This window comes from Novosphingobium sp. ST904 (genome assembly GCF_001298105.1).
In the GTDB taxonomy this organism is placed as follows: Bacteria; Pseudomonadota; Alphaproteobacteria; order Sphingomonadales; family Sphingomonadaceae; genus Novosphingobium.
This window is the reverse complement of sequence record NZ_LGJH01000136.1, coordinates 21,559-39,006: the sequence shown is the minus strand read 5'-3', so window position 1 is coordinate 39,006 and position 17,448 is coordinate 21,559. Positions and strand designations below refer to the sequence as shown.

The window sequence follows — 17,448 nt, the reverse complement described above, 5'->3', positions numbered from 1 at the left end:
ATCATGCCCCATCCTCTCGGCATCGACATGCGCACGGTTGCGGGCATGGGCCCGGTCGAACACGTGCGGCTGGCCGCCGAACTGGGATGCAAGGCGGTTTCCATGAGCCTTGAGCAGGCGCCCGGGCCGCAGGGTTATCCCGCCTGGTCCCTGCGCAAGGATGCCGGGCTGCGGCGCGAGGTGAAGGCGGCGCTGGCCGATGCCGCGATCCGCATCGGGCTGGGCGAAGGGATCGGTGCCGATATCGGTGTCAGTATCGGTGAGGGCGACAATCTGCGAGCGCCGGAGGACCATGCTGCCGACATGGATATATTCGCCGAACTGGGCACGCGCCGGATCGGCGTGCGCGACGGTGGGCTGGAGCGGGATCGCGCTTTCGACACCATGGCGCGCTTCGCGGAAATGGCGCGGGAGCGCAACATGGACTTCGGTTTCGAGTTTTCGCCGGGCATGACCGTGCGAAACCTCAAGGGCGCGCTGGATCTGGTGCGGCATATCGGCGGGGACCGGGTGAGCGTGACCGTGGATGCCCTGCATTTCTTCCGTTCCGGCGGTGCTGCGCGCGAATTGGCCGAACTGGATGCAGCGCTGATCGGGCATGTCCGGCTCTGCGATGCTGCGCTCAACGGAACTGGAGCCCCCTCTTCGGAAGCGCGGGACAGCCGCCTCATTCCGGGCGAGGGCGAATTGCCGCTGCGCGAATTCGTTGACGCCCTGCCGCGCGGCAAGACGCTTGGCCTGGACCTTTCGCTGCCGCAGGCCGCGCTCGGCGTGGAGGCGGCGCGGGACTATCTGGTCGAGGTCGTGGCGCGGACCCGCGCGCTGCTGGCCTGAAACGCTGCTGGCCTGAAATGCTGTTGGTTTGAAACAGGGCCGGGCCGTCAGGCGCGGCGGTCCGCGAGGATCATTTCGGCGCCTTTTTCCGCGATCATCATCGTTGGCGCATTGGTATTGCCCGAGGTGATCGTGGGCATGACCGAGGCGTCGATCACCCGCAGCGCGCCAACCCCCATGACCCGCAGCGCGGGATCGACCACGCGGCCCATGGCCGCAGTGCCGACGGGGTGGAAGATCGTCGTCCCGATCGCACCCGCAGCCTCGCGCAGTTGTTCCTCGCTGGCGAATTCCGCACCCGGTCGCAGTTCTTGCGGCAGGTAGCGGGCGAGGGCAGGGCGGTTCACGATCTCGCGCGTCAGCCGGATCGACTGGGCGGCAACCGCGCGGTCTTCCTCGGCGGCGAGATAATTGGGCCGGATGCTGGGCGCCGTTGCCGCCTCTCCAGCCACGACATGGGTGGAGCCGCGGCTTTCGGGGCGCAAGTTGCAGACGCTGGCGGTGAAGGCGGGAAAGGGATCGAGCGCGCCGCCGAAGGCCTCGAGGCTGAGCGGCTGGACATGATATTCGAGATTCGGCGTCGCGTAGCGGGCATGGCTGCGGGTGAAGACGCCGAGCTGGCTCGGGGCCATGGCCATCGGCCCGCTACGGCGCAGGGCATATTCCATGCCGATCAGCGCCTTGCCGAAAAGATTGGCCGCCCGCTGGTTGAGCGTGGCGACACCGGAGACCCGCCACGCGCAGCGCAGTTGCAGGTGGTCCTGAAGGTTCTCGCCCACGTCGGGCAGGTTCTGCACGGGCGCGATGCCGAGCGCCGACAACCGCTGCGCATCGCCCACGCCGCTGCGTTCGAGGATCGCCGGGGAGCCGATCGCTCCGGCCGCAAGGATGACCTCGCCGCCCGCACGCGCCACTCGAGCCTCGCCGCCGCCGAGGCTGTAGGCCACGCCCACGGCGCGCCCCTGCTCCAGGATCACCCGGTCCACCAGTGCCCCGGTATCGACCTTGAGATTGGCGCGGCTGCGCACCGGCTTGAGGAAGGCGTCCGAGGCGCTCCACCGCCAGCCCCGGCGCTGGGTGACCTGGAAGAACCCCGCGCCCTCGTTGTCGCCCCGGTTGAAGTCGGCCACGGCGGGGATGCCCTGCTCAGTGCAGGCCTCGCGGAAGGCTTCTAGGATGTCCCAGCGCAGCCGCTGTTTCTCCACGCGAATCTCGCCGCCGGCGCCGTGGAATTCGCTTGCCCCTTCGTAATGGTCTTCGGCGCGCGGAAATAGGGGAGCACGTCGTCCCCAGCCCCAACCGGCATTGCCGGCCTGCCGCCAGTGGTCGTAATCGGCAGCCTGTCCGCGCATGTAGATCATGCCGTTGATCGAAGAGGAGCCGCCCAGCACCCGGCCGCGCGGATAACGGAGCGCGCGCCCGTTGAGCCCGGCTTCCGCTTCGGTGGAGAGGCACCAGTCGGTGCGCGGGTTGCCGATGCAGTAGAGGTAGCCCACCGGCACGCGGATCCAGATATAGTCATCCTTGCCGCCGGCCTCCAGCAGCAGGACGCGGTTTCGCGGATCGGCGCTCAGCCGGTTGGCGAGTACGCAACCCGCACTGCCGCCACCCACGACGATGTAGTCGAACTCTCCCATTTCCAAGGGCTAGGCTGCCGTTCCACGTGGATCAAGCGTTCGCGGGAACTGGCGTGAAACCCGCTCCGGCGATGCCTTGGGGCGGCCTCTGTCCGGGGTTCCCGCCCCGGATTGTTAAATTTCTGAAACGCTCTGTCATTGCGGCCCGCATTGACGAATACACCAGCCCACGAACGTAGCATCGCGAGTTAGAGAATGGCGTCTCGGCGCCATTTTTGACAGGAGCCGCCGGTGCTTGGGACAGATCGTCGTCGGGGGGCGAACGATCGGTCCGGGGCGTGAGCACGATACTCGGTGTCGGGCTCGGGACACGCTTCCGCCGGCGGCTCATTGCATTTCTCGGCGCATTCCTCAGCGCATCGCACTTTCGGGAAATGTCGTAAAAGCCCGGTCAGCCTCTTGCGCGCGGATGCGTGATCGATTCTCCTGCCGCGCAGATCGTTCACAGGGGTAATGACGATGCGGCAGGGATATTGGCTGGCAGGTGCGGCGCTGGCCTCCATCTGGGCGACGGGCGCTATCGCGGCGCCTTCTCCCGAACAGGTGGCCGAAGCCGCACTGCGCGCCGCGCCGGTGTGGGACGGGCACAACGACGTTCCCGAGCAATTGCGCGATCGCCGCAAGGACATGCTGGCGGGCTTCGACTTCCGCGACACCGCGAACACGGCCGGCGACGGACGCGCCGCCATGCAGACCGATCTCTTGCGCCTGCGCAAGGGCCGGGTCGGCGCGCAGTTTTGGTCGGTCTACGTCTCTGCCGAGCTTGACGAACCGCACGCGGTACAGGCGGTGCTGGAGCAGATCGACGTGGCGAAGCGGCTGATCGCGGCCAATCCCGGCGCGATGCAGTTTGCGCAAAGCAGCGCGGATGTCGAAAAGGCGATGAAGGCGGGCCGGATCGCCTCGCTGCTGGGCATGGAGGGCGGCCATTCGATCGGCGAGTCGCTCGGGGTGCTGCGGCAGATGTATGCGCTGGGCGCCCGCTATCTGACGCTCACCCATTTCCGGAATACGGCCTGGGCCGACAGCGCCACCGATGCGCCCGCTCATGACGGTCTTACCGATTTCGGGCGGGACGTGGTGCGCGAGATGCAGCGGATCGGCATGTTGGTCGATCTCAGCCACACCAGCGCGGCGACGATGAACGATGCGCTGGATGTAGCCGGGGCGCCAGTGATCTTCAGCCATTCCAATGCCCGTGCGGTGAACGGCCATGCCCGCAACGTGCCGGACGATGTGCTCAGGCGGCTGGCGGCGAACGGCGGGATCGTCATGGTCAATTTCTATCCGCCCTACGTGGTGGAGGCCACGCGGCAATGGCAGGCGGAAAGGGCCGGCGAGAAGGCGCGGCTGGCTTCGCTCCACGTGGGCGATCGGGCGGCGGCCGATCCGGCGCTGGCGGCGTGGGAGCACGCGCACCCCATGCCGCGCGGCTCGCTGCGCGACGTGGCGGACCATATCGAACATGTCATCAAGGTGGCGGGCGTGGATCACGTCGGCCTCGGCGGCGACCTTGACGGCGTGGAGACCACGGTAGCGGGGCTGGATGATGCTTCCACTTATCCCGCGCTATTCGCCGAGCTCGCTCGGCGGGGCCATTCGCAGACGGACCTGGAGAAGATCGCCAGCCGCAACATGATGCGCGTGATGAAGGCCGCCGAGGCATATGCGGCCGGCCACCGCGGCGATCCGCCGATCGAATCGCCTACGGTGTTCTAGGGGCTAATGCCCCATCCGGCTCTCTTCGATCGGTGCCTGCTGGCCAGCCGAGATCGGCTGTTCCACGCCGGGGCGCTGCCAGAGACTGGTCGAGAACCAGAGGATAGAGATCGCCATAATGAAAATGGCGAAGATCGCGATCAGCATGTGAGACAGCTTGGGCGACGTGCCCGCGTGACTGTTGCCCGGTGCATTGCCCTGCACCGTGGCTACGCGCGATTCAGCAAATTCGGTATCCGGTCCCATCCAGATTTCCTCTCTCCACCCGGAATCGGGCGTTTCGGCCCCCACGTTCCCGCAAACCCTGATCGGCATGCATGCGCGGAGTGTCCGGAGAGGAGATCACCGCAAGCTGCCGCGGCTGTCAACCTTTCGTGACTTTCAGGAAATGTGCAGCCGCGCAATGTGCGGCGCGAACGGCCCGCTGGGCATCAGCTACCCAGGGCGTGCTCTTCCGCCGTGACCGGATGTCCCTGCGGCGGGGCCTGATCCCACCATGCCCGCGAAATCCATATTGCCGACATGGCCAGTATGGCGAGAAGCAGGCTCGCGATCAGGACGTACCGCACGATATGGGGCGTACTGCCCGAGCGTGCTTCGTCCTCGTCCAGATGAACTTCATCGCCAATGCGTTGCATGGTGGCTCTCCCGTCGGCCCGGCGGCGTCTGGGCCACATTGCATTACGGGCCGGAAAGGATAACGCGTCAGCACGCCCGGAGTTCCCGCAAGGAAGCGGGTGTCGGGCCTAGGGTAAATCCCTCGATGAGGAGCCGAGGCCGAGCAGGCGCAGGGTGCGCTCGTCGCGGCGGCCCTGGCAGAAGGCATCAAGGGCGTGGGCATGGCGTTCGCCGCCGCCGGCCGCCTAGAACAGCGTCATGGAACTGCCGAACTTCAACGCGTCCAGTTCGCCCAGTATGGCAGAGGCGCTGCGCTCTCCTGCCCAGCCGAGCATTGCATCGGTGCATTCGCCAAGCCGGGCGCCAAGCAGCGGATGGGCAAGATAGGCTCGTGCTTCCGTGAGCCCGGAGAGCGCGTAATACCGCGAGGTCTCGCTTGATCCGAGGCCGGCAAGCTGCGGAAAGACGTACCAGATCCAGTGGCTTTGCTTCACCCCGCGCGCGAGTTCCGAAGTGACGGCGGCGTAGTCCCGCCGCTGGGCCTCGACGAAGCGGTCAAGCCCGCTCATGGATCAGCGGGAGGGTGGGGATTGCGGCGCATCCGGGGCCTGGGCGCCGGGCTGGTCCTGCGGGCTGGCCTCTCCGTCCCGCACGGCTGCCGCGGTATCCGCGTCGCCGCCGGTGCTTTCCGGGGCCTGCACCGATCCGGTGATCCAGATCGCGGAAAGCGCCACGATCGCCAGCGCCAGGCTGACGAGCAGGACATAGCGCATCACTTCGCGCCGAACCGGCACGCGCATCCGTCTTGTCGATATGAATTTCCTCGCCCGGTCGCTCCATGCCTGCATCTCCCGTCATGCCGGCGCGGGCCGGCTTCCTCAGGTCAACGCCTCATGGCCGGGGCCGTTCCGTGCAGCAGGGCACAGATGCGCGAAGGGGCCGGATGCGCTGGCATCCGGCCCCTTCGGCTGTTCCTGCGTTGCGGAGGGTTGGATCAGTCGCGCAGAAGCTCGTTGATGCCGGTCTTCGAGCGGGTCTGCGCGTCCACGGTCTTGACGATCACGGCGCAGTAGAGCGACGGGCCGGGGGTGCCGTCGGGCAGGGGCTTGCCGGGCAGCGAGCCGGGAACGACTACCGAGTAGGGCGGAACCTTGCCGATGTGGACTTCGCCGGTTGCACGGTCGACGATCTTGGTCGATGCGCCGAGGAACACGCCCATCGAGATCACCGCGCCTTCGCCGACGACCACGCCTTCGGCCACTTCCGAACGGGCGCCGATGAAGCAGTTGTCCTCGATGATGACCGGGCCGGCCTGCAGCGGTTCAAGCACGCCGCCGATGCCGACGCCGCCCGAGATGTGCACGTTCTTGCCGATCTGCGCGCAGGAACCGACGGTGGCCCAGGTGTCTACCATGGTGCCTTCGCCAACGTAGGCGCCGATGTTCACGAAGCTCGGCATCAGCACGACGCCCTTCGAAATGAAAGTGCCGCGGCGGGCGACGGCGCCCGGAACCACGCGGAAGCCGGCCTTGCGGAAGTCGTCCTCGGCCCAGCCGTCGAACTTCACGGGCACCTTGTCGAACGCGGGCGCGCCGCCGGCGCCGTGAGCGACGGGGGCGTTGTCATTGAGGCGGAACGACAGGAGCACTGCCTTCTTCAGCCACTGGTTGACCTTCCAGCCACCGTTGCCGTCGGGCTCGGCGACGCGGGCAGCGCCCGATTCGATCAGGCCCAGCGCTTCGTCGACGAGCTTGCGCACGTCCGCGCTGGCGGGGGTGACGGTGTCGCGCGCTTCCCAGGCGGCTTCGATCGCGGTTTCGAGTTCGGACATGTTCGCGTCTCCAGAAAGTCGGCCAAAAGGCATGTTCGCAGGCGCGCCTAGAGGGTGGGAACCGGCGCGACAAGCAGGAAGGATGCGGCGGCTATAAGCACCGCACAGGAAAGTATCGGAAGTTCATGGCGCTGAACGGAAAGTGCGCGCTGACGCATTTTCCGTTCGGACACTTGTTCGAAAATCCACCCCGGCGGATGCCAGGGGTGTGCTCGATCAGGGCGCCATCAATTCGCGGACGAAGCCGATCAGGCCGGTCTGGCGGGCGCGGCGCATGCGCTCGGCGTCGAGAATCGTCTTCACCTTCTCGAAGCAGTGGTCGATGTCATCGTTGACGACGACATAGTCGTACCCGTCCCAGTGGCTGATTTCCGAGCGGGCGCGTTCCATGCGGGCGGCGATCACGTCCATGCTGTCGGTGCCGCGGCCGGTCAGCCGGCGGCGCAGTTCATCGATGCTGGGCGGCAGGAGGAACACGCGCACGACGTCGCGTTCCAGCTTCTGGTAAAGCTGCTGGGTGCCCTGCCAGTCGATGTCGAACAGATAATCCTGCCCGTCCTTGAGGCCCGCCTTCACTTGCGCTTTCGGCGTGCCGTAGGAATTGCCGAAGACGGTTGCCCATTCGAGGAATTCCTCGTTTTCGACCATCTGGTCGAACTGGGCCTGGCTGACGAAGTGATAGTCCTTGCCGTCCACTTCGCCGGGACGGGGCGTGCGCGTGGTGCAGGAAACCGAATTGCAGATATGCGCATCGTGTTCGAGCAGCATACGCGAGATCGTCGTCTTCCCCGCGCCCGAGGGGGAGGACATGATGAGCATGAGGCCGCGCCGGGCAAGGGGGCCGGCGGGATTGTCCGGAGAGTTGACCATGTGCCCCGATGCCGATGACCGGCGCGCAAATCAAGGGGTGACGTGAGCGGCCGGGGGTGCTGCGGCGCTACCGGGGATAAAGGTTCGGCAATTCCCGGCGCGCCGGGTCAGGCGCCGAGGTCGGGCACCAGGTCCGATTCGCCTTCGCCCTCTTCGGCCATGTCCTGGATCTCCGCTTCCCCGCGCGCGCGCTGCTTGCGGGCCTTGCTGCGTTCGTAGAGCGTCTTTGCGGCCAGGCCGCCGATCACCAGGGCGGCGCCGGGGGCGGAGCCCATGGCGACACGGGCGATCGCGGTATGGAGCATCGACTGGGCGAACGAGCGCCCGCGCAGGATGTCCTTGGCCTTCGCCGGGGTATAGCGCTTGCCGAGCAGCGCATGTTCGACCGCGCGGCGCGCGATGGCGGTGCCGCCGCGCAGGGCGATGTCGGCAATGGCAAGGTTGGTGGCGGTGTTCGGGCTGGGGCCGCGCAGGGTAACGGCCTTGTCGCGGGCCCTGGCGGCGGTGTTCTTCACCGCCGTTCCGGCCTTGCTCACACCGCTGCCGATGCCTTTTCCGACCTTCCGGGGAACAGTGGTGACGCCCATGGACCTTGCTTTCCCGGGCCTTGTCCCGCCCGCTTTACTTCTTCTTGCCGAAATCGACCGAAACGACGTTCGATCCGTCGTCGCTGGGAATAATGCGCGAGGCGACGTCGCGTTCCGTGGCCGAATCGTTCTCGGGGTGGCCGGCGAGATCGTCTTCGTCCTCGTCGTCCGTCACGGCCTGGAACTGGAGGCCGAAGTCCACCGCGGGGTCCACGAAGGCGGTGATCGCCGAGAAGGGGATCACCAGCTTGGACGGCATCTGGTTGAAGCTGAGGCTGACCGTGAAGCCATCTTCGCGCACTGCGAGATCCCAGAACTTGTTCTGGAGAACGATGGTCATTTCGTCGGGGAAGCGGGCTCTCAGCTCTCCGGGAACCGACACGCCGGGCGCACCCGTCTTGAAGGTTATGTAGAAGTGGTGAGTACCCGGAAGGACGCCGCCGGCGTCTTCGACCTGGCCAAGCACGCGGCCGACAACGGCGCGCAGGGCCTCCTGGACGATTTCGTCATAGGGGATCAGGCTGTCTGGTGTCGTATCGTTCATCGCGCCCTAGGTGCTCATGGTTCCTTGGTCGGTCAAGCGTGTTAAAGCGTAAAATAGCACGCCCCGACCGGTTTTCCCTAGGTCGTTTCGGAAAAGGACGACCGAAGATTACCTCAGGAACGCTTTTCGCGCACACTTGGTGCCGGGTGGAATTGATTCCCCGGCGTACCGGGCTATAGGCCCATGCCATGCGCACCGCCTCGATCAACCGCAAGACTCACGAGACCGACATCGCCGTGGAGGTCAACCTCGACGGCACCGGAGCCTATCAGGTCTCCACCGGGATCGGTTTCCTCGATCACATGATCGAGCAGTTCAGCCGCCATTCGCTGATCGACATTGCCTGCCGGATCAAGGGCGACCTCCACGTCGACCAGCATCATACGACCGAGGACAGCGCCATCGCCATCGGCCAGGCCATCAGCCAGGCGCTGGGCGACCGCGCCGGGATCGGCCGCTACGGCGACGTCCATTCGCCGATGGACGAGGCGCTGAGCCGCGTTTCGCTGGATATCTCGGGCCGCCCGTGGCTGGTCTGGAAGGCCGGTTTCACGCAGGAGAAGCTGGGCGAGTTCGACACCGAGATGGTTGAGCACTGGTTCCATTCGATTTCGCAGGCCGTGGGCATCACCCTGCATATCGAACTTCTCTACGGCACCAACAATCACCATATCTGCGAGGGTATCTTCAAGGGCTTCGCGCGCGCCATGCGCAGCGCGGTGGAGCTCGATCCGCGCAAGGGCGGGGCAATCCCCTCGACCAAGGGCATTCTCGGACAGGACACGCTCTGATGGCCAGCTTCATCATCTCGCTTCGCTACACCGCTCCGATCGAGGACGTGGACGGCCTGCTGGCCGATCATGTCGCCTGGCTGCGGGCCAACCACGCCGAAGGCCGCTTCCTGGGCTGGGGCCGCAAGGTTCCGCGCGAAGGCGGCATCATCCTCGCCCGGGGCGATAGCATCAACGAAGTCGAGATCCTGGCCGCCAGCGATCCCTTCGTGGCGGGCGGGGTCGCCGAAGTCGAAGTGATCGAATGGGCGCACGGCTTCCTCGACGACAGCATCGCCGGTCTGGCCGGATGACCGGAGGCCGCCCGACCCTGGCGCTGATCGACTACGGCGCGGGCAACCTCTATTCGGTGGCCAACGCGCTGCGGGCGGCCGGGGCCGAGGACGTGGCGATCACCGCCGATCCCGCCGTGGTGCGCGCGGCGGACCGCATCGTCCTTCCCGGCGTGGGCTCGTTCCGCGCCTGCGCCGAAGGGCTCTGGGGCATTCCCGGCATGGTCGAGGCGATGGCCGAGCGGGTCCATGTCGGCGGGGCGCCGTTCCTCGGCATCTGCGTGGGCATGCAGCTGCTCGCCACCCAGGGCCTCGAACACGGGGTGACGCGGGGGCTGGACTGGATCGGCGGGCAGGTCCGGATGATCGAGCGTACCGACCCCCACATCAAGATCCCGCACATGGGCTGGAACGATGTCCTGCTCGGCCGCAAGGACCCGGCGCAGGGGCTGATCGAGCCCGGCGAGGCCTATTTCCTGCACTCCTACCACTTCCAGCCCGATGACGGCGCGCATGTGGCGGCGATGACCGACCACGGCGGCGGCCTGGTGGCGGCGGTGGCGAAGGACAATGTCGTGGGCGTGCAGTTCCACCCCGAGAAGAGCCAGGCCTACGGCCTCGCGCTGCTGACCCGTTTCCTCGAATGGAAGCCCTAGAATCATGATCGTTTTTCCCGCCATCGACCTCAAGCAGGGTCAGGTCGTGCGTCTCGCCGAAGGCGATATGGACCGCGCCACCGTCTATGGCGACAATCCCGCCGCGCAGGCCATGCTCTTTGCCGAAGCGGGCTCGCAGCACCTGCATGTCGTCGATCTCGACGGTTCCTTCGCGGGTCGGGCCGAGAACCGCGAAGCGGTGGAAGCCATCCTCGAGGTGTTCCCCGGCCACGTCCAGCTCGGCGGCGGCATCCGCACGCCCGAGGCGGTGGCGGGCTGGTTCGACCTTGGCGTCAGCCGCGTGGTCATGGGCACGGCGGCGCTGAAGGACCCGCAGTTCGTCAAGGACATGGCGAAAGCCTATCCCGGCGGCATCGTCGTTGCCGTGGACGCGCGCGACGGCATGGTCGCCACCGAAGGCTGGGCCGAAGTCTCCGACGTCTCGATCGTCGACATGGCCCGCCGGTTCGAGGATGCGGGCGTGGCCTCGCTGCTGTTCACCGATATCGGCCGCGACGGGCTGCTCAAGGGCGTGAACATCGATGCCACCGTCGATCTTGCCCGCCGCACCGACCTGCCGGTCATCGCCAGCGGCGGGGTGAAGGGGCTGGACGACATCCGCCTGCTCTCGCTCCACGCGAACGACGGCATCGAGGGCGTCATCACCGGGCGCGCGCTTTACGACGGCCGGCTGGACCTTGCGGCGGCAATCGCCATGGCTGAAAAGGCGTGAACGAGAACCGCCTCGTCGCGGGTCTGGCGCTGGCCATCCTCGTGCCGGGCGCGGTCATGGCCCTTGGTGATTTTCGCAAGGGCAAGGCGCGCCTGATGCTGTTCAGCCGGGCACGCTCGAAAGTGGAAACCTCGCTGGCGGAAAATTCGCGCAAGTTCTGGGCCTACTCCGCCTTCAACCTCGCGGTATGCCTGATGGTCGGGGTGTTCTGCGTGCTGCTGTTCCTGAAGCCCGAGGAGTGAGCTCATGACCGTTCGTATCCGCGTCATCCCCTGCCTCGACGTTCGTGACGGGCGCGTGGTGAAAGGCGTGAACTTCGTCGATCTGGTCGACGCCGGCGATCCGGTGGAGCAGGCCCGCGCCTATGACGCGGCCGGGGCGGACGAACTGTGCTTCCTCGACATTTCCGCCAGCCACGAAGGGCGCGGCACCCTGTTGGATGTCGTGCAACGCACCGCCGAGGTCTGCTTCATGCCGCTGACCGTCGGCGGCGGTGTGCGCACGGCCGAGGATGCCCGCGCGCTGCTGCTGGCCGGGGCGGACAAGGTGGCGGTCAATTCCGCCGCCGTCTCGCGTCCCGAAGTCGTGGCCGACATTGCCGAGAAGTTCGGTTCGCAGTGCATCGTTGCCTCGGTCGATGCGCGCAAGGTCGCGCCCGGCAAGTGGGAGATCTTCACGCACGGCGGCCGCAAGGCCACCGGGATCGACGCGCTGGAACACGCGGTGAAACTGGCCGACTACGGAGCGGGCGAACTGCTCGTCACCTCGATGGACGGAGACGGCACGCAGAACGGCTACGACCTCGAACTGACCCGCCTCATCGCCGAGAGCGTCTCGGTGCCGGTGATCGCCAGCGGCGGCGTCGGCAATCTCGACCACCTCGTGGCGGGCGTGACCGAAGGCAGGGCCAGCGCGGTGCTGGCGGCTTCGATCTTCCACTTCGGCAAGCACTCGATCGCGGAAGCCCACGCGGCGCTGCGCTCGGCAGGCCTGCCGCGCGGGGGTAGGCGTCTGCAGGGGGCGGGCGCAGGCGGCCGGAATGTAGTTTCCCGCCGCCGCCATTCCTCGAAACTTCCACCCGTTTCATTGCCCCGGATCGGGACACGCCCCGATCATCCCTTGCAGCCCCGCGCCAAGGGTCCAAGGGTTCAGTCAAGTCATCCGCAGGAGCCTGTCGTGCATCACTACCGCTACCTGCCCGCCATGCTGGCGCTATTCCTCGCACCCGTTCCCGCGTTCGCGGCCGATGCCACGAGCCTGCCCGAGCCGAGCGGGCTGTTCCTGCTGGCGATGGGCGTCATCGGCGTGGCGGTGGGCCGCAGGCTGTCGTCGAAGCGCTCCGACTGAGGCGGCGGGGCCACGAAGTCTTGACCCCATCGCCCTTGCGCCGCATGGGCATGGCATGAGCAGCTCCGACACCCTCGCGCGCCTGGAGGCGACGATCGCCGCGCGCCGCGCCGCCGATCCCGAAAGCAGCTATGTCGCCCGGCTCAATGCCAAAGGGCTGGGCAAGATCGCGCAGAAGCTCGGCGAGGAAGCCACCGAAACGGTGATCGCCGCGCTTACCGAGGATGACAAGGCGCTGGTCGGCGAGGCTTCGGACCTGATCTTCCACCTCATGGTCCTGCTGGGTGCCCGCGATGTACCGCTGAGCGCCGTCCTGGCCGAACTGGATCGCCGCGAAGGCGTCTCGGGCATCGCCGAGAAGGCTGCTCGCCCCAGGGACTGAGGCCCAGTCCGGCCGCATTCGAAATCTTTCGGGAGAAACCGATGCCGATCGACCCCAAGCTGCCTTACGACGACAACAACATCTTCGCGAAGATCCTGCGCGGCGAACTGCCGTGCAGCAAGGTCTACGAGGACGAATTCGCGTTGGCCTTCAACGACATCCGCCCGCAGGCGCCGATTCACGTGCTGGTGATCCCCAAGGCGCCCTACGTTTCGTGGGACGATTTCACCGCCAAGGCCGGCGATGCGGAAATCGCGGGCTTCATGCGCGCGGTGGGCAACGTGACGCGCCAGCTCGAAATGGACGGGCCGGGATATCGGCTGATGGTGAACATGGGCACCAACGGCCATCAGGAAGTGCCGCATCTCCATGTCCACATCTTCGGCGGACGCCAGTTCTTCCAGATGATCGCGGAGTAACGGCCGGGGGCGGCGGCAGCGCTGCGGAAATTCCGACAAGTCCGACGATTACGACGCAATTAACCGTCGGCTTGCCCGCACGCGCGGGATAACTGCGACGAGTGGATTGCACTGCCGGCCTCGCCCGCTACACAACCTGACGGCATGAGCAGCGATCCTCTTCCTCCCAGCGGCGTCCTCGACGGTCCGGTCCACCGCTATGCGCTTCGCGTGTTCTACGAGGACACCGACGCGGGCGGCGTGGTCTATCACGCCAACTACATCCGCTGGTTCGAACGGCCGTTCCGACCTTCTCGACCTTCTCGGCATCGACCAGCGCGCCGCGCTGGAATCCGGGGAAGGGCTCTACACCGTGGCGGAAGTGAACATCCGCTACCTTTCGCCCGCGCGCCTGGGCGACGGGGTGGTGATCGATACCCATGCACTGCAGGTCGGCCGGGTGAGCTGCACCCTTCGCCAGGTGGCCCGGCGCGGAGAAATCCGCCTTGCCGAGGCCACGGTAAAGGTCGGGTTCATCAGCCCTGAAGGACGACCGCGCAGACAGCCCGCCGACTGGCAACATGCTTTCGCCTCGCTCCTGAGTGAGCATCCGAAAGGACAAGAATGACGTTTGAAATGCTCGCCGCCGCCGTAACCATCGGCAGCGATTCCGATCACCTCAACCCGGTAAAGCTGTTCCTGCACGCCGATATCGTCGTGCAGGCGATCATGGCCGGGCTGATCCTGGCGAGCGTCTGGGTCTGGGCCATCATCATCAGCTTCATGCTGCGCATCGCAGCCTCAACCGCAAGTGCGCGGATTATGAGGAAGGCTTCTGGGAAGCCCAGAACTTCGAGGCCTACCAGAAGGAACGCCGCCGCGGCGACGTGCCGATGGGCAAGGTCGCGGGGGCCGGTCTGGCCGAATGGCGCCGCAATGCCGCGATGCCCAAGTTCGATCCCGAAGGCGCGCGCGAGCGTATTGCCCTCGCCATGACCTCTTCGGTCGGCGAGGAAAGCGACATCATCTCGAACCGTTTGAACTTCCTGGCCACGGTGGGCTCGGTCGCGCCGTTCGTGGGCCTGTTCGGCACCGTCTGGGGCATCATGAACAGCTTCTTCCAGATCGGCCAGCAGCAGAATTCCTCGCTCGCGGTGGTTGCTCCCGGCATTTCGGAAGCCCTGTTCGCCACGGCCATCGGCCTGTTCGCGGCCATCCCGGCGGTCATCGCCTACAACCGCTTCTCGCACCGCGTGAACCTGTTCGAATCACGCCTCCAGCGCTTTGCCGACCGTCTGCACTCCGCGCTCACCCGTGAGCTGGAGCAGCGCTGATGGGCATGGGCGTTTCCGGCGGCGGCAGGCGAGGTAGCCGGCGCAGCGGCGGGGGACGTACCCCCATGGCCGAAATCAACGTGACGCCGCTGGTCGACGTCATGCTGGTGCTGCTGATCATCTTCATGGTCACCGCGCCGCTGCTCAAGGCCGCGGTGCCGATCGAGCTGCCTGACAGCCGGGCCAAGGCGATGAGCGAGGAGCAGGACCAGATCACGATCACGGTCCAGCGCGACGGCACCGTCTACTACGAGGAAGCGGCGCTGGCGCCGGGCGAACTGGCAGAGCGTCTTGCATCGGTCCCCGCAGGCGCCGACGGCCGCAAGCCGCAAGTGACGCTGCGCGCCGACAAGGCGCTGGACTACGGCCGCGTCATGGACGTCATGGGCGAACTCAATCACGCCGGGTTCACGTCGATCTCGCTGGTGACGGGTGTCAGCAGCGGTTCAGGCGGCTGAGTTAGGCTGGCACGATGGCAATGCTGGGATTGCGCAAGGACGAGGGGCTGGGCCTCACCGTGGCGGTCGCGCTGCACCTCGGGGTGCTGGCGGTGATCATGCTGCGTCCGGCGCAGAACGAGGTGGTGAAGCCGCCCGAGCGTATCGAAGTGACGATCAGCGACGAAGTGGGGCTCACCTCGACCTCGCCCGATCCGAACAGCCAGGCCGCGCCCGACATCGCGCCCGAACTGGGCGAGGCCGCCCCGCCGCCGGCACCCGAGCCGGCGCCTGCCCCGGAACCCGCCCCGATCCAGCCCGCGCCGCTGCCGCCCCGGCCCCAACCGCCGAAGCCGCAGCCTGCTCCGGTACCGCAACCCGCTCCGAGGCCCGCTCCGAGGCCCGCGCCGCCAAGGCCGGCCGAGAGGCCGAAGCCCGCGCCAAAGCCGGCTCCCAAGCCTGCGCCCGCTCCCGCGAAGCCCAAACCCGCCCCGGCAAAGCCCACGCCTGCAAAGTCGGCGCCGTCCAAGGGCAGCGCGATCGACCGGATCGTCAGCAAGCCGGGCGCGGCGGACAGCAAGGCCACCACCCCGCCCAAGAAGGCGGGCGGCAGCCGCGTGGGGGCGGACTTCCTCGCCGGCGTTTCCGGCGCCACGGCCACGCAGGGCAAGGGCACTCCGGCCGCGCGCTCGGCCCCGAGGTGAAGTCTGCGCTGTCCGGTGCGATCACCCGCCAGCTCAAGCCGCACTGGCAGGCGCCGCAGGGACCGGACGCCGAGGAACTGGTGACTTACCTTGCCTTCACGCTGAACAAGGATGGCAGCCTTGCCGGCAAGCCGACCGTTGTGCGCCAGACCGGCATAACCGACACCAACCGCAACCAGGCCGCCCGCCATGCGGAGCAGGCGATCCGCGCAGTGCAGCTTGCGGCGCCGTTCAACCTTCCCGATGAATACTTCGATGCGTGGAAGCGCGTATCGTCGTTCAAGTTCGACAAGAGGCTATCACAATGACCCACCGGACCTTTTCGACACGACTGCTTCCGCTGGCTCTCGTCTTCGCGCTGGCGGGCGCACCGCTTGCCGCGCAGAATGCGACGCCGGTCGCCATTCCCGGACCGCCCGCAGGGGCCGACGTGGGTGTGCAGCCCGATGACGGCGGCCTGACCGGCTCGGTTTCCGACGAGAACGAGTGGCAGGATCTCGGCATCGCCATCACCACGTTCGCCACGGACGCCGACGTGCCGACCCGCACCAATGCCGGGTCCACCGCCGCGCTCGGCCGCGCGCTGTCGCAAGTGGTCGCCGCCGATCTCAAGAACAACGGCCTGTTCAAGCCCTCCGGCCCGGACGGTCTGCCGCAGCCCGCTTTCGGCCAGATCCAGTCGCCCGACTTCCCCACCTGGTCTGCCCGCAGCGCGGACATGCTGGTGCAGGGCTTCGTGCGCGCCAATCCCGACGGCGACCTGACCGTCGGCTGCTATCTCTACGATGTCGCCCTGAAGCAGCAGCTCACCAAGGGCGGCTGGAAGGTGGGCGCCGGGGACTGGCGCCGCGCCGCGCACAAGTGCGCCGACATGGTCTATTCGCGCCTCTCGGGCGAAAGCCCGTTCTTCGATTCCAAGATCGCCTATATCGCCGAGACCGGTCCGAAGGACCACCGCATGAAGCGGCTGGCGATCATGGATTCGGACGGCGCCAACCACCGCTACCTGACCAGCGGCCAGTCGACCGCGCTCACCCCGCGCTATTCGCCGGACTATTCGAAGATCCTCTACCTGTCCTATCTCAACGGACAGCCGAGCATCTATGTCTACGATCTGGCCAGCAACACCCAGAAGCTGATCGCGCGCACCGGCAACCCGACGATGGCGCCGCGCTGGTCGCCGGACGGCAAGTGGGTGCTCTACTCGATGGCCTCAGGCGGCAATACCGACATCTACCGCATCTCCTCGGCCGGCGGCGGCACCCCGCAGCGCCTGACCAACACGCCGGGCATCTCGATCGGCGGGTCCTACTCGCCGGACGGCAACCAGATCGTGTTCGAAAGCGACCGCTCGGGCAACCAGCAGATCTACGTGATGAACGCGGACGGTTCGAACCAGCGCCGCATCAGCTTCTTCGGCGGCCGCTCCGCAACGCCCGAATGGAGCCCGCGCGGAGACCAGATCGCCTTCACGCACGTTGCCGGAAACTTGCGCATCGCGGTGATGAACCCGAACGGCGGCGGCATGCGCCACCTCACGGATTCGTGGCAGGACGAAGCGCCCACCTGGTCTCCGAACGGCCGCATCATCCAGTTCTTCCGCACCGCCAAGACGGTCGGAACCGCGTCGATCTGGCAGGTCGATCTCACCGGCCGCAACGAGCGCAGGCTGCCGACCCCGGTGGGCGCCTCGGACCCGGCCTGGGGCCCCGTTCGCCCCTGAGGCCAGCGATTATTGCAGCCTGAAGGAACGT

Annotated in this window: 22 protein-coding genes and 3 pseudogenes; 16 read left to right on the top strand and 9 right to left on the bottom strand. The window is 66.9% G+C overall.

The window, feature by feature from the left end:
• Positions 1-3 precede the first annotated feature (3 nt).
• Entirely contained in the window at positions 4-834 is an 831-nt protein-coding gene (locus ADT71_RS09985; RefSeq protein WP_054436478.1) for a sugar phosphate isomerase/epimerase, read from the top strand.
• Positions 835-881: 47 nt separating this feature from the next.
• On the opposite strand, the gene ADT71_RS09980 is transcribed toward ADT71_RS09985, so the two are convergent.
• Positions 882-2,471 (bottom strand): GMC family oxidoreductase, encoded by a 1,590-nt coding sequence (locus ADT71_RS09980; protein ID WP_054436477.1) that lies wholly within the window; start codon positions 2,469-2,471, stop codon positions 882-884.
• Positions 2,472-2,930: 459 nt separating this feature from the next.
• Here ADT71_RS09980 and ADT71_RS09975 point away from each other — a divergent pair, with 459 nt between their 5' ends.
• The gene (locus ADT71_RS09975) at positions 2,931-4,190 is read left to right on the top strand and encodes a dipeptidase (protein WP_054436528.1); all 1,260 of its coding nucleotides are present in this window, start codon (positions 2,931-2,933) and stop codon (positions 4,188-4,190) included.
• Positions 4,191-4,193: 3 nt separating this feature from the next.
• Here the strand turns inward: ADT71_RS09975 and ADT71_RS09970 are convergent, their stop codons facing one another.
• From ADT71_RS09970 to ADT71_RS09935, 8 genes are all read right to left on the bottom strand, one after another.
• The gene (locus tag ADT71_RS09970; RefSeq protein ID WP_054436476.1) at positions 4,194-4,436 is read right to left on the bottom strand and encodes a hypothetical protein; all 243 of its coding nucleotides are present in this window, start codon (positions 4,434-4,436) and stop codon (positions 4,194-4,196) included.
• A 185-nt stretch (positions 4,437-4,621) separates the two neighbouring features.
• Complete coding sequence (locus ADT71_RS09965) at positions 4,622-4,828, bottom strand: hypothetical protein (RefSeq protein WP_054436527.1); 207 nt, start codon at positions 4,826-4,828, stop codon at positions 4,622-4,624.
• A gap of 225 nt (positions 4,829-5,053) precedes the next feature.
• Entirely contained in the window at positions 5,054-5,377 is a 324-nt protein-coding gene (locus tag ADT71_RS09960; RefSeq protein ID WP_082370263.1) for a DUF1810 domain-containing protein, read from the bottom strand.
• 3 nt (positions 5,378-5,380) lie between these two features.
• Entirely contained in the window at positions 5,381-5,608 is a 228-nt protein-coding gene (locus ADT71_RS09955) for a hypothetical protein (RefSeq protein WP_369818221.1), read from the bottom strand.
• 194 nt (positions 5,609-5,802) lie between these two features.
• Positions 5,803-6,639, bottom strand: a complete 837-nt coding sequence (gene dapD, locus ADT71_RS09950; RefSeq protein WP_054436475.1) for a 2,3,4,5-tetrahydropyridine-2,6-dicarboxylate N-succinyltransferase — start codon at positions 6,637-6,639, stop codon at positions 5,803-5,805.
• A 216-nt stretch (positions 6,640-6,855) separates the two neighbouring features.
• A complete protein-coding gene (gmk, locus tag ADT71_RS09945; protein WP_054436474.1) occupies positions 6,856-7,509 on the bottom strand; it encodes a guanylate kinase in 654 nt (217 codons plus the stop codon).
• Between the two features lie 107 nt (positions 7,510-7,616).
• Positions 7,617-8,096: a hypothetical protein gene (locus ADT71_RS09940; protein WP_054436473.1), complete on the bottom strand. Its 480-nt coding sequence runs from the start codon at positions 8,094-8,096 to the stop codon at positions 7,617-7,619.
• Between the two features lie 34 nt (positions 8,097-8,130).
• Entirely contained in the window at positions 8,131-8,640 is a 510-nt protein-coding gene (locus tag ADT71_RS09935; RefSeq protein WP_054436472.1) for an SspB family protein, read from the bottom strand.
• A gap of 188 nt (positions 8,641-8,828) precedes the next feature.
• Here ADT71_RS09935 and hisB point away from each other — a divergent pair, with 188 nt between their 5' ends.
• The 14 genes and pseudogenes from hisB (at position 8,829) to tolB (ending at position 17,417) form a co-directional block, all read left to right on the top strand.
• The gene (hisB, locus tag ADT71_RS09930) at positions 8,829-9,431 is read left to right on the top strand and encodes an imidazoleglycerol-phosphate dehydratase HisB (protein WP_054436471.1); all 603 of its coding nucleotides are present in this window, start codon (positions 8,829-8,831) and stop codon (positions 9,429-9,431) included.
• Entirely contained in the window at positions 9,431-9,724 is a 294-nt protein-coding gene (locus ADT71_RS09925) for a YciI family protein (RefSeq protein WP_054436470.1), read from the top strand. Before hisB ends, ADT71_RS09925 begins: the two co-directional genes overlap by 1 nt.
• Complete coding sequence (gene hisH / locus ADT71_RS09920; RefSeq protein WP_054436469.1) at positions 9,721-10,359, top strand: imidazole glycerol phosphate synthase subunit HisH; 639 nt, start codon at positions 9,721-9,723, stop codon at positions 10,357-10,359. Before ADT71_RS09925 ends, hisH begins: the two co-directional genes overlap by 4 nt.
• A gap of 4 nt (positions 10,360-10,363) precedes the next feature.
• Positions 10,364-11,092, top strand: coding sequence for a 1-(5-phosphoribosyl)-5-[(5-phosphoribosylamino)methylideneamino]imidazole-4-carboxamide isomerase (gene hisA / locus ADT71_RS09915; protein ID WP_054436468.1), 729 nt, complete (start codon positions 10,364-10,366; stop codon positions 11,090-11,092).
• Positions 11,089-11,334, top strand: a complete 246-nt coding sequence (locus ADT71_RS09910) for a hypothetical protein (protein WP_054436467.1) — start codon at positions 11,089-11,091, stop codon at positions 11,332-11,334. Before hisA ends, ADT71_RS09910 begins: the two co-directional genes overlap by 4 nt.
• Positions 11,335-11,338: 4 nt before the next feature.
• A pseudogene (hisF, locus tag ADT71_RS09905) lies at positions 11,339-12,097 on the top strand (imidazole glycerol phosphate synthase subunit HisF); the annotation flags it as partial.
• A gap of 397 nt (positions 12,098-12,494) precedes the next feature.
• Positions 12,495-12,821 carry a phosphoribosyl-ATP diphosphatase gene (locus tag ADT71_RS09900; protein ID WP_054436466.1) on the top strand — a complete coding sequence of 109 codons (327 nt, stop codon included), beginning with the start codon at positions 12,495-12,497 and terminating at the stop codon, positions 12,819-12,821.
• Positions 12,822-12,862: 41 nt separating this feature from the next.
• Positions 12,863-13,240, top strand: a complete 378-nt coding sequence (locus ADT71_RS09895) for a histidine triad nucleotide-binding protein (protein WP_054436465.1) — start codon at positions 12,863-12,865, stop codon at positions 13,238-13,240.
• A gap of 144 nt (positions 13,241-13,384) precedes the next feature.
• Positions 13,385-13,847, top strand: a pseudogene (locus tag ADT71_RS09890) (YbgC/FadM family acyl-CoA thioesterase).
• Positions 13,844-14,553, top strand: a pseudogene (tolQ, locus tag ADT71_RS09885) (protein TolQ). The pseudogenes ADT71_RS09890 and tolQ overlap by 4 nt, the downstream one beginning before the upstream one ends.
• Positions 14,553-15,011: a biopolymer transporter ExbD gene (locus ADT71_RS09880; protein WP_054436464.1), complete on the top strand. Its 459-nt coding sequence runs from the start codon at positions 14,553-14,555 to the stop codon at positions 15,009-15,011. The pseudogene tolQ and the gene ADT71_RS09880 overlap by 1 nt, the downstream one beginning before the upstream one ends.
• Positions 15,012-15,025: 14 nt before the next feature.
• Positions 15,026-15,694 carry a hypothetical protein gene (locus ADT71_RS09875; protein WP_369818220.1) on the top strand — a complete coding sequence of 223 codons (669 nt, stop codon included), beginning with the start codon at positions 15,026-15,028 and terminating at the stop codon, positions 15,692-15,694.
• Positions 15,691-16,002: a TonB C-terminal domain-containing protein gene (locus tag ADT71_RS35595; RefSeq protein ID WP_369818219.1), complete on the top strand. Its 312-nt coding sequence runs from the start codon at positions 15,691-15,693 to the stop codon at positions 16,000-16,002. Before ADT71_RS09875 ends, ADT71_RS35595 begins: the two co-directional genes overlap by 4 nt.
• Positions 15,999-17,417: a Tol-Pal system beta propeller repeat protein TolB gene (tolB, locus tag ADT71_RS09870; protein WP_054436463.1), complete on the top strand. Its 1,419-nt coding sequence runs from the start codon at positions 15,999-16,001 to the stop codon at positions 17,415-17,417. The genes ADT71_RS35595 and tolB overlap by 4 nt, the downstream gene beginning before the upstream one ends.
• The last annotated feature ends 31 nt before the right edge of the window (positions 17,418-17,448 follow it).

Bases quoted from the DNA above. Each gene is read 5' to 3' on its own strand.
- ADT71_RS09900 (WP_054436466.1), top strand. From the start codon at position 12,495: ATGAGCAGCTCCGACACCCTCGCGCGCCTGGAGGCGACGATCGCCGCG.
- ADT71_RS09875 (WP_369818220.1), top strand. From the start codon at position 15,026: ATGGCAATGCTGGGATTGCGCAAGGACGAGGGGCTGGGCCTCACCGTG.
- ADT71_RS09970 (WP_054436476.1), bottom strand. From the start codon at position 4,436: ATGGGACCGGATACCGAATTTGCTGAATCGCGCGTAGCCACGGTGCAG.
- tolB (WP_054436463.1), top strand. From the start codon at position 15,999: ATGACCCACCGGACCTTTTCGACACGACTGCTTCCGCTGGCTCTCGTC.
- ADT71_RS09955 (WP_369818221.1), bottom strand. From the start codon at position 5,608: ATGCGCGTGCCGGTTCGGCGCGAAGTGATGCGCTATGTCCTGCTCGTC.
- ADT71_RS09980 (WP_054436477.1), bottom strand. From the start codon at position 2,471: ATGGGAGAGTTCGACTACATCGTCGTGGGTGGCGGCAGTGCGGGTTGC.
- hisH (WP_054436469.1), top strand. From the start codon at position 9,721: ATGACCGGAGGCCGCCCGACCCTGGCGCTGATCGACTACGGCGCGGGC.
- ADT71_RS09925 (WP_054436470.1), top strand. From the start codon at position 9,431: ATGGCCAGCTTCATCATCTCGCTTCGCTACACCGCTCCGATCGAGGAC.
- ADT71_RS09965 (WP_054436527.1), bottom strand. From the start codon at position 4,828: ATGCAACGCATTGGCGATGAAGTTCATCTGGACGAGGACGAAGCACGC.
- ADT71_RS09935 (WP_054436472.1), bottom strand. From the start codon at position 8,640: ATGAACGATACGACACCAGACAGCCTGATCCCCTATGACGAAATCGTC.
- gmk (WP_054436474.1), bottom strand. From the start codon at position 7,509: ATGGTCAACTCTCCGGACAATCCCGCCGGCCCCCTTGCCCGGCGCGGC.
- ADT71_RS09960 (WP_082370263.1), bottom strand. From the start codon at position 5,377: ATGAGCGGGCTTGACCGCTTCGTCGAGGCCCAGCGGCGGGACTACGCC.
- dapD (WP_054436475.1), bottom strand. From the start codon at position 6,639: ATGTCCGAACTCGAAACCGCGATCGAAGCCGCCTGGGAAGCGCGCGAC.
- ADT71_RS09880 (WP_054436464.1), top strand. From the start codon at position 14,553: ATGGGCATGGGCGTTTCCGGCGGCGGCAGGCGAGGTAGCCGGCGCAGC.
- hisB (WP_054436471.1), top strand. From the start codon at position 8,829: ATGCGCACCGCCTCGATCAACCGCAAGACTCACGAGACCGACATCGCC.
- hisA (WP_054436468.1), top strand. From the start codon at position 10,364: ATGATCGTTTTTCCCGCCATCGACCTCAAGCAGGGTCAGGTCGTGCGT.
- ADT71_RS09940 (WP_054436473.1), bottom strand. From the start codon at position 8,096: ATGGGCGTCACCACTGTTCCCCGGAAGGTCGGAAAAGGCATCGGCAGC.
- ADT71_RS09985 (WP_054436478.1), top strand. From the start codon at position 4: ATGCCCCATCCTCTCGGCATCGACATGCGCACGGTTGCGGGCATGGGC.
- ADT71_RS09975 (WP_054436528.1), top strand. From the start codon at position 2,931: ATGCGGCAGGGATATTGGCTGGCAGGTGCGGCGCTGGCCTCCATCTGG.
- ADT71_RS09895 (WP_054436465.1), top strand. From the start codon at position 12,863: ATGCCGATCGACCCCAAGCTGCCTTACGACGACAACAACATCTTCGCG.